The sequence below is a fragment of the Corallococcus exercitus genome (genome assembly GCF_003611585.1).
In the GTDB taxonomy this organism is placed as follows: Bacteria; Myxococcota; Myxococcia; order Myxococcales; family Myxococcaceae; genus Corallococcus; species Corallococcus exercitus.
In genome coordinates this window covers 1-10,568 of sequence record NZ_RAVW01000350.1, presented here as the reverse complement: position 1 = coordinate 10,568, position 10,568 = coordinate 1, and the positions used below count along the sequence as shown (strand labels likewise).

At 70.3% G+C, this 10,568-nt stretch carries 6 protein-coding genes; all 6 read left to right on the top strand.

Annotation, left to right across the window (positions count from 1 at the left end):
* On the top strand, nt 1-2,356 hold a 2,356-nt coding region (locus tag D7W79_RS46500; protein WP_500681247.1), incomplete at its 5' end, for a protein kinase domain-containing protein.
* A gap of 89 nt (nt 2,357-2,445) precedes the next feature.
* A complete protein-coding gene (gene glyQ, locus D7W79_RS31600; RefSeq protein ID WP_120529094.1) occupies nt 2,446-3,438 on the top strand; it encodes a glycine--tRNA ligase subunit alpha in 993 nt (330 codons plus the stop codon).
* Nucleotides 3,428-5,539, top strand: coding sequence for a glycine--tRNA ligase subunit beta (gene glyS, locus D7W79_RS31595; RefSeq protein WP_120529093.1), 2,112 nt, complete (start codon nt 3,428-3,430; stop codon nt 5,537-5,539). The genes glyQ and glyS overlap by 11 nt, the downstream gene beginning before the upstream one ends.
* Nucleotides 5,540-5,708: 169 nt before the next feature.
* The gene (locus D7W79_RS31590) at nt 5,709-7,238 is read left to right on the top strand and encodes a YncE family protein (RefSeq protein WP_120529092.1); all 1,530 of its coding nucleotides are present in this window, start codon (nt 5,709-5,711) and stop codon (nt 7,236-7,238) included.
* A 2-nt stretch (nt 7,239-7,240) separates the two neighbouring features.
* On the top strand, nt 7,241-9,394 hold the full coding sequence (locus tag D7W79_RS31585; RefSeq protein ID WP_120529091.1) for a hypothetical protein: 2,154 nt from the start codon (nt 7,241-7,243) through the stop codon (nt 9,392-9,394).
* 63 nt (nt 9,395-9,457) lie between these two features.
* Nucleotides 9,458-10,306 (top strand): FHA domain-containing protein, encoded by an 849-nt coding sequence (locus D7W79_RS31580; protein ID WP_120529090.1) that lies wholly within the window; start codon nt 9,458-9,460, stop codon nt 10,304-10,306.
* The last annotated feature ends 262 nt before the right edge of the window (nt 10,307-10,568 follow it).

Genomic DNA, 10,568 nt, shown 5'->3' with positions numbered 1-10,568 from the left:
AGCGTCAGATTTGTATAAGAGACAGACCTGGGAGGGCGCGGCGGGTAACATCCGCCCCGCCATGAGCATGCAGGGTGGCGCCGGAGAAGATCCCGACCGGGGGCGGCGCATCGGAAAGTACGAGATCCTGACCCGCCTCTCGATGGGAGGGATGGCGGAGCTGTTCCTCGCGTTCACCTCCGGCCCTGGCGGCTTCCGCAAGTTCGTGGCGGTGAAGCAGATCCTCCCCGACATCAAGAAGGACGACCAGTTCGTCAAGATGTTCCTGGACGAGGCGCGCATCACCGCGGCCTTCTCGCACGCGAACATCGGACAGGTGTTCGACCTGGGCGAGGAGGACGGCGAGCTGTACCTCGCCATGGAGTTCCTGCCCGGCCAGAACCTGGAGCAGGTGGTGAAGATGGCGGAGCGGCGCAAGTACGCGCTGCCGCTGGGCTTCTGCGCACGAGTGATCCGCGACACGTGCCTGGGCCTGCACTACGCCCACCACTTCATGGATCCGTCGGGCCGCCCCGTGGCGGTGGTGCACCGCGACGTGTCGCCGAAGAACGTGATGCTCACCTACGACGGCGTCGTGAAGGTGATCGACTTCGGCATCGCCAAGGCGCGCGGCAAGCTGGGCCGCACGCAGGTGGGCACCGTGAAGGGGACCAGCGGGTACATGTCCCCGGAGCAGGTGCGCAACAAGGACCTGGATGGCCGCAGCGACCAGTTCTCCACGGGCGTGATGTTCCACGAGCTGCTGGCCGGACAGCGCTTGTTCAACGCGCCGGGCGAGGCGGCCGTGATGATGCAGATCGTGGACGGGGAGATCCCCGCGCCGCGCTCGCTCAACCCGGCCGTGCCGGAGGCCCTGGAAGCGGTGGTGCTCAAGGCGCTGTCGCGCGATGCGGCCCAGCGCTTCGGCACGTGCCGGGAGATGGCGCGCGCCATCGAGGCCACGCTGGGCGCCGAGCTGTTCGACGAAGACCAGATGACCGCCGTCATGGGCGAGCTCTTCGAGGAGAAGCGCCAGAAGACGCGCACCCTCCTGGAGCTGGCCAGCCGCGCCGAGGACGCCCGCGTCAGTGAGGCCGCCGGTGCGCTCCAGGCGGAGGAGGGCACGGATCAAGCCGCCTCCGCGGCCACCGCGCAGGTGAAGTCGCCGCACGCGGAAGCCCCCAAGCCGGACGTCGCCGCGTCCTTCAAGCCCACGCCCGTCCGTCGCGCCGCGACCGAGTCCGCGACGCCCGCACCGCGCGCGACCCCTCGTCCCGCCGCTGAAGCCGCCGAGGCCCGCGCCTCCCGAGTCAACACGCCGTCCGTCACTCCGCGAGCACAGCGGCCCTCGGGTTCGGACGCGGCGCCCATTCCCCGGGTGATCCGTCCTCCAGCTGACGCCATGCGGCCTTCGAGGGCACGTCCCATCGCGAGGCCCGAACCCGCGGAAGCCCGGAGTGCGCCCCCGCCGGACTCGCTGATGGATCCGCCCAGCGATCTCCAGACGCAGCGCTTCCGCACCCGTCCGGCGCGGGGCCCGGCGCGTCCGTCCCGCCATGCCGAGGAAGAGGAGGTCGCCGAAGCGCCTCCGCCCGCGCCCGCGCCTGCCCGCGAGGGCTCCGGCTGGGGCATGCGGCTGCTGCTGCTCCTCATCCTGGGAGGCATGGGCTACGCGGCGACGCTCGAGCCCGTGCGCCGGATGTTCATGCCCGCGGTCGACTCCGCGAAGCAGTGGGTGAAGGCGGAGCTGGATCCGGCCCCGCCCGTGGACCCCGCGGCGAAGGGGGAGTGGCCGCCGAAGCCCTCCGGCCCTCCGCCGGGCTTCGCCCAGAAGACCGAAACCCCCGAGCCCGAGAAGGCGCCGGCGGTGGAGCCGCCCCCGCCCGAGCCGGTGGTGGACACGACGACCGTCGACGCGAAGAAGACGCCCGTGGGCAAGGGAAGCCGCAAGACGACGAAGCCGGCCCCCAGCGCTTCGGTCGCCACCACTCCCGCCACGCCCGCGGTGGCGAAGGCCGAGCCGCGCCCCGTGAAGCCCGAGCCCTCGGAGCGGGCCCCGGAGCCCGTCACCACCGTCACGCAGGCGGAGAACCCGGAGGTGCTCGACACCTCCACCTCGAAGGGCGCGGCGAAGGCGGGATTGGGTTGGCTGACGCTCTACACGGTGCCGAAGAACGCGGCGGTGTTCGACGGCGCCACACAGCTGGGCACGTCCCCGCTGATCAAGTTCCCCCTGCCCATCGGGACGTACCGGTTGCGCGTGGTGGACCCGCAGGACCCCGGCGGAACGAGCAAGCTGCTGTCCGCTCCCATCCGTCCGGGCGAGGTGACGAAGCTGCAGATTCGACTGGCCGACCTCCCGGCCTACGCGGACTGACAGCCGTCCTTGACGCTCCTGGACCCCCTCACTAGGGTCCGCCGCGTTCCGCCTCCGCCTTCGACGCACTGCGAGAAGGACTCGCCATCATGTATTTCCAGGACCTCATCCTCACGCTCCAGAAGCACTGGGCCGACCAGGGATGCATCGTCACCCAGTCGTACGACACGGAAGTCGGCGCGGGCACGATGGCCCCCTACACGTTCCTGCACGCGCTCGGCCCCGAGCCCTGGAACGTCGCCTACGTGCAGCCCTCGCGGCGCCCCGCCGACGGCCGCTTCGGTGAGAACCCGAACCGCCTGTTCCAGCACCACCAGTTCCAGGTCATCCTCAAGCCCGCGCCCAAGAACGTCCAGGAGCTGTACCTGGAGTCGCTGCGGAAGATTGGAATGGATCCGCTGGAGCACGACATCCGCTTCGTGGAGGACGACTGGGAGTCGCCCACGCTGGGGGCCTGGGGCCTGGGCTGGGAGGTGTGGTGCGACGGGATGGAGGTGACGCAGTTCACCTACTTCCAGCAGTGCGGCGGCTTCGACTGCCGTCCCGTGGCCGCGGAGCTGACGTACGGGCTCGAGCGCCTGGCCATGTACCTGCAGAACGTGGAGAACGTCTTCGACATCGAGTGGGTCAAGGGCGTGAAGTACCGCGAGGTGTTCCACGCGAACGAAGTGGAGATGAGCAAGTACGCCCTCCACGAGTCCGACCCGCAGATGCTCTTCACGCTGTTCGACGCGTACGAGAAGGAGTGCAAGCGGCTCATCGAGCGTCACCTGCCGCTGCCCGCGTACGACTACGCGCTGAAGTGCTCGCACACGTTCAACCTGCTGGACGCGCGCGGCGCCATCTCCGTCACGGAGCGCGCCAACTTCATCAAGCGCGTGCGGGACAACGCGCGCCTGTGCGCGGAGGGCTACCTGCAGATGCGCGAGCGGCTGGGCTTCCCGCTGACGAAGACGCCGTGGACGGTGGGTGAGCAGCCGCCGGTGCTGGAGGGCAAGCCCGCCAGCGACTACTGGAAGACGGTGCAGCTCAACAAGCCGGTGGAGAAGAAGGAGAAGGCGGAGGTGGCCCGTGGCGCGTGATCTGCTGCTGGAGGTCGGTGCCGAGGAGATCCCGGCGTCGTTCATCGTGCCTGCGCTGGAGGACCTGAAGCGCGTGCTCACCGAGCGCATGGCAGACGCCCGCCTGAAGCACGGCGAGGTGCGCACGTTCGGAACGCCGCGCCGGCTGGCCGTGCTGGTTCGCGACGTGGCGAACGCGGGCGAGGACATCACGAAGGAGGTGCTGGGGCCCAGCGCCAAGGCCGCCTTCGATGCGCAGGGCAAGCCCACCAAGGCGGCGGAGAAGTTCGCCGAATCGCTCAAGCTGTCCGTGGACGCGCTCGGGCGCACCACCACGGCCAAGGGCGAGTACCTGTCCGCGCGCGTGGAGGAGAAGGGCCGTCCCGCGGAGGCCATCCTCCAGGATGCGCTGCACGCGGCGGTGCACGGCATCAACTTCAAGAAGTCCATGCGCTGGGGCGACGTGGACACGGCCTTCGCCCGTCCGGTGCAGTGGCTGGTGGCGCTCCTGGGCGACACGGAGCTGCCGGTGGTGCTGGGCGACGTGAAGAGCGGACGGACCACCTACGGTCACCGCTTCCTCGCGCCGGGCCCCATCACGCTGAAGGCGCCTGCGGACTACGAGGCCGCGCTGGAGAAGGCGCACGTGCTGGCGGACATCGGCAAGCGCCGCGCGGAGCTGGTGCGGAAGGTGAATGCCGCGGCGAAGGCTGCTGGCGCTCAGTTGCTGGAGGACGAGGGGCTGGTGGACCAGGTGACGAACCTGGTGGAGCTGCCGAGCCCCGTGGTGGGCAGCTTCGAGGAGCGCCACCTGGACCTGCCGCCGGAGGTGCTGGTGCAGGAGATGAAGAGCCACCAGCGCTACTTCTCGCTGACGGACGCGAAGGGGAAGCTGCTGCCGCGCTTCATCGCCGTGTCCAACACGCCGGTGCGCGACGAGCAGCTGTCCCTTCGCGGCTACCAGCGCGTGCTGGCGGCGCGGCTCGCGGACGGGCGCTTCTTCTTCGACGAGGACCGCCGCACGCCGCTGGCCGACCGCGTGGAGAAGCTGGGCCGCGTGGTGTGGCAGGGCCAGCTGGGCACGTACCTGGAGAAGGTGGAGCGCTTCCGCTCGCTGGCGGGCTTCCTGGCCCAGGCGACGGGCAGGGCAGGGGAGGCGGCCACGGTGGAGCGCGCCGCCACGCTGTCCAAGGCGGACCTCGTCACCGGCATGGTGGGCGAGTTCCCGGAGCTCCAGGGCGTGATGGGCCGCGAGTACGCGAAGGCGGGCGGCGAGCCCGACGCGGTGGCGCTGGCCATCTTCGAGCACTACCTGCCCCGCGGCGCCGAGGACGCGCTGCCGTCGCAGGACGCGGGCGCGCTCATCGGCCTGGCGGACCGGCTGGACTCGCTGTGCGGCATCTTCGCCATCGGCAAGGCGCCGTCGGGCGCGGCGGATCCGTTCGCGCTGCGCCGCGCGTGCCTGTCCATCATCCGCATCGTGCTGGGGCGCGGCTACCGCTTCAGCCTGTCGGCCGCGGTGGACGAGGCGCTGCGCCTCTTGGCCCCCAAGCTGGCCAACGTGAAGCGCAAGCCGGGTGAGGCGGCCCCGCGCGAGCAGGTGCTGGAGTTCTTCCGCGGCCGCCTCAAGGCGCTGTGGGGCGAGCAGCACCGCACGGACGTCGTGGAGGCGGTGCTGGCCGTGGGCTTCGACGACCTCGTCGCGGCGAAGAAGCGCCTGGAGGCCCTGAGCGTGCTCGTGGGCCACTCGGACTTCCAGCCGCTGGCGGCGGCGTTCAAGCGCGTGGTCAACATCGTGGAGAAGCAGGGCAAGGACGTGGCGGGCGGGCAGACCAACCCGCAGCGCTTCACGGACGAGCCGGAGAAGAACCTCCACACCGCCTTCACCCAGGCCCGCGACAGGGTAGGCGAGCGCGTGCGCGCGGACGACTTCGCCGGGGCGCTCAAGGAGATCACCGGCCTGAAGCCCGCCGTGGACACCTTCTTCGACAAGGTGATGGTGATGGCCGAGGACAAGGACCTGCGGGAGAACCGCATCCGGTTCCTCACGGAGATTGGCGCCCTGTTCAACCAGGTGGCGGACTTTTCCAAGATCCAGGCCGAAACCGCCGCCGCGGCCTGAGGCCCGGCCGCCCGTTCACCGCCGGAGCGTGCCCGTTTCCCCGCCAGGGGAGCGGCGCACGCCGTCCGTGCGGGGGGGAGGGATGTCGGAAGGAGGGCGGCCGGGAATAGCGTCAGCCCTATTCAGTTGCCCGGGGCAGGGTGCCGTTCCTACACTCCGCCCCCCTCTGATGCGCCTCCATTTCCTGACCCCCGCGCTGTTGCTCCTCGGTGCGTGTTCGCTCGAATCCGAACCGAACCCGCCTCCGTCCACCCGCTTCGTGTACCCCAGCGGGGTGGCGTTCTGGCGCCCTCCGACGGCGGGAGGGCCCTCGGCGAGCAATGGCTACCTCTTCGTCGCGAACGCCAACTTCGACAACTGCTACGACTCCGGTTCGCTGGTGGCACTGAACCTGGACACGCTGAGCACGCAGGTGAACGGGCAGACGGTGATGGTGCCCCGCCTGGGCAGCACGCTCCCGGACTCCACGCTCGCCTTCGAGGACCTGGCGACCGCGGACGAATCGCTCGTGCAGATCCGCAGCTTCGCGGGTGAGCTGGGCCTGTGGGTGAACCCGGCCAGCGGGCTGCCGCGCCTGTTCGTGCCCTCGCGCGCGGAGGGCAACAACCTGAACGCGGTGGACGTGAGCCTGGATGCCAACGGCGCGCCGGTGCTCAACTGCGTGCAGGGCGGCGTGGACTGCCGCAACGGCGCGCTGTCGCTCACGGACGACATCCCGGCGTCCTTGAGCGAGGCAGGCCGGCCGGACCTGCCCCGGGCCCCGTCGCCCATCGGCGTGACGGTGGATGCGGCGAGCGGCACGCTGTACGTGACGCACTCCGAGGCGGCGGACTCGCCCGCGAAGTCCAGCACCAACTTCGAGAACTACCTGGCCACGGTGAAGCTGGACAACCCCACGCGCGACACGCTGGGCTTCATCCCGCTGTCGCCCGAGGGCTACCTCTACGGCGGCTCGGATTCCGTGACGGTGGGCGCGGGCTACCTCTACGTGACGGGCCGCAACTTCGTGGCCGGCATCAACGGCACGGTGGGCGGCAACTTCGTGCTGCGGCTGGTGGACAAGAACGAGCCCGGCATCATCCTGGAGCCCGCGCTGCAGTCCGTCTTCAGCATCCGCGAGGCGAGAGCTGCGCGCGTGGTGCCCCGGCCGGTGACTGCGGCGGAGCGGGCGGCGCGTCCGAACTTCGTGCGCGAGCGGCTGTACATGCTGGCGCGCGGCCCGGACACGCTGCTCACCGTCGACTTCGAATACGACGCGGTGCCGGGCTCCGCCGCGACCCAGCCCTTCTTCCGCGTGGTCTCCGCGGTGCCCCTGCCGGACGGCGTGAGCGACATGCAGCTCATCGAGCGGACGCCGGGCACGTCCAACGCGGACACCAACATCCTCGCGGTGACGAGCACCGGCGACAGCGCGGTGTCCCTGTACGACGAGGCGCTCGGGCAGGTCGTGGCGCAGGTGCCGCTCGTCAACGACCTCAACCAGACCAGCAACCCGTCGCAGGCCTTCGGGCTGACGGTGGACAACCCGGCCGGGACGAACGCGGCGCGGCTGTTCGTGACCAACTTCGGTGACGGACAGGTGTCCATCGTGGACATCCCCGACCTCGCGCGTCCCCAGGATGCGCGGGTGGTGGCGAAGCTGGGCATGCAGCAACAGCGCGATCCGAACCAGGGCACCAGCGTGTGCCAGGAGAACTGACCTTGAAGCGCGGCTTTCTTGCGGCCCTGTTGCTGAGCGGCGCGAGCCTCGCGCTCGCCTGCTCCGACACCACCTCCACCGCGGGCGCCGCCGGCCTGTCCGGCACGTACGACGTGGTGCTCTCCAACCAGCTCGTCTTCGTCACCTCGCAGGACCGGGATGAGCTGCGCGTGCTGGACCTGACGCGCTCGCCGCGTGAGTTCCTCCCCGCGCCGAACCCGCTGGAGCCCCTGTCCATCCCCGTCATCGCGCGGCCCGACTCGCTCACCCGCGACGTGGGCTACGACGCCACCGGCAACGACGTGTCCGGCCCGTACATCTACGCGCGCAGCTCCGGTGGCCGCGGCATCTCCGTGGTGGCCGCGGACCGCGCGCGCCTCAACGAAGTGACGCGCCTGGCGACCGGCCAGCTCATCACCGCCTTCGCCGCGCACGCCCCGGTGGCGGATGGCGCGCCGAGCGTCCTGTACTACGCGCTCCAGACGCGCCCGGAGGCCGCCGAGCAGCTCTGCGCTCCCTTCGGCGGCGGCGTGGTGATGCGCCAGGACCTGCCCGGTCCGGAGGGCTTCGACGCGGCCGCGCTGCCGCCCGCGCTGCCGGTGTTCTGCCTCAAGCCGGCGGACACCGTGCTGTCCATGACCACGCTGCCCGCGCGGGCCAACGCGACGGACTCGCTGGTGCTCGCCATCCGCAACGTGTCCGGCACCAGCCGGCTCGTGCGCGTCGCCGCGGACGGGGCCTCCGTGGAGATTCCCTACAAGCGGCCGCGTCCGGCCCCCTTCGCGGTGCCGACGTACACGGACCTCATCGACATCCCGGCGCGGCTCGTGGCCACGCACCCCAGCTTCAAGGTGTCGGAGACCGAGACCGTGCCCGCGGGCCGCTACGTGTACGTGGTGCTGGATGAGCTGACGTGCAACTCGTCGGACTGCGAGGGCCTCATCGCGCTCGACAACGGGCCGGATCCGCTGGCGCCCTCCACGGCGCCGGTGCTCGCGCGCGACGTCACCGGCGCGCCCATGCTGACCCTGAAGCCGAGCCGGGGCCTGCCCACGGGCCTCACGCTGCGCACGGGCCTGGAGGTCCGCGAGCTCCTTTCGGACGGGGTGGCCTACCTCACCGCCGTGCCGCTGCTGGGCATCATGCCGTCGTCCAGCGGGGAGATCACCCTGTTCCGCGCCGACGAGCGGCGCGCGTTCAACCTGGACCGCGACCCGGAGAAGGGGCCGCTGAGCGCGTCGGTGACCGCGGAGCTGCGCGACAGCAACGAGGCCGTGCGCGCGGATCAGTTCCCGGCCATCACCGTGTCGCAGCCGGGCTGCCCCCAGGTGCAAGACGCGACCAACGCCACGGCGTTCCTCTGCAACGGGACGGTGCCCAACGGTACCTACCGCTTCGTCTTCCAGGGCGCGCTGCCCGGCCTGACCAACCTCACGCGCAACCTGACCGTGGAGGATGCGCCGCTGCTCATCGAGACCACCCTGGCGGCGTCGCGCGGGGTGGTGCCCGGGGACTCCATCGTGCTGGCGAACAACGCGGGCGCCTGCGCGACGGCCATCCCCATCCTCCGCCTGGAGGACCAGGGCAACGGCCTCACGCGGCTCTACCCGGACCTGTCCGACCCGGCCATCGTCACCGCGGTGGAGCCCTGCGCCTCGTACCCGCTCTTCTCCGTGCGGGCCGGTCCGAACGTGAAGCCCTACCTGCTCTATGCGGGCTCGGAGAGCAGCGCCTCGTTCATCCAGCGGCTGGACGTGAACGAGCCGTACACGGTCTCCAGCTTCCTGGACTATTACGCGCACCCGGACGGCTTCGACCTGGGGCTGGAGCCGCCCAAGTCGCCCACCACCTACGTGCCCGCGCCGCTGACGCTCACGATGACCGCGACCATTGGTTCCCAGAGCCGGCTGGTGGCCGGTGACCGCTACGTGGTGACGCTGCAGCCGCGCTTCCGCCGCTTCGTCTTCGAGGTGGATACCGGACAGGCGAGCAACCTGGCGGTGTACACCCTGCCTGCCTCCGTGGTGGCCACGGACGTGGAGGGCTCCAGCCTGGCCTTCATCGCCTACCCCTCGGCGGACGGCATCCTCCAGGTGGCCCTGGAGTCCATCAGCGACAACGCGAAGAACCTCCAGTATCTCCGGGCCTTCCAGTAACTGGGCGCGCCCGACCGGCTCTGCTATCGTCCTCTACGTCCAGCATTTCCCGAGCCAAGACCGATGATCGATCAGAACTCCCGTCCCGCACGCAAGGTCGGCATCGCCGAGCACCTGTGGGAGACGTACGAAGAGATGGCCCTGCAGATGGGGTCGGATCGCGACGCGCTCATCAACCAGGCGCTGTTCATGTTCGCGCGCCTCAACGGCTTCATTGACGTGAAGACGAAGGGGGAGCCCGCGGTGGCGGCGGTGCCGTCGCCCGCGCCTTCCGCGCGAGCGGCCGCCGCGCCGCCCCCGGCCGCCGCGGCCAAGGGCGCTCCGCCGATGCTGACCCCCGCGCCGCCCCCGCGAGGCGCCGCGCGCAACGTGGAGGAGCGTCCTTCCTCCAACGGGCTGGACAATGATCCGGTGCGCCGCGAGGTCGCCGAGCGCGTCCTGGAGACGGCCGCCGAGCTGGAGCGGCTCATCAAGGGCAAGAACGAGCCGCCCCCGCCCTCCGCGGACGACATGATCGAGGACGAGGAGGAGCCCCTGCCGGAGCAGGAGGAGCCGCCGCTCGACGACATGCAGGACGAGGCTCCCGAGGAGGCCGAAGAGGAGCCCATGGAGGAGCCGGACGAGGAGGAGGGCGCTGCGCTCTACCTCGTCACCGAGTCCGGCGAGCAGGAGAAGATCGTCAAGGACCGCTACGTCATCGGCCGCGGCAAGCACTGCGACTTCGTCATCAACTCCGGCAAGGTGTCGCGCGAGCACGCCGTCATCGCCCGCGACGGCGGCGACTTCTACATCGAGGACCTCGGCTCCTCGAACGGGACCTGGTTCAACAAGCAGCGCATCAAGCGCCGCAAGGTTGAAGACGGGGACGAGTACTTCATCTGCAGCGAGAAGATCCGCCTCGTCATCCACTGAGGAACGGGATGACGCAGGGCCCCACGGTGCGATGGCGTTGTTCAGGAATTGACGGGCTCCGGGCCTCCATTGTTTGATGGGGGTCGCCTGCTCCCCATGGGAGCAGGTGCCGAATGACACCTGTTCAGCTCGCGCTGTCGACGATTCTGGGAGTGGCCCTGGTGATTGCGGTGGTGACCGACGTGCTGCGCCGGCTCATCCCGAACGCCGTGACCTATCCGCTCATCGTGCTGGGGCTCGGGGTACGCGGTGTGTCCGAGGG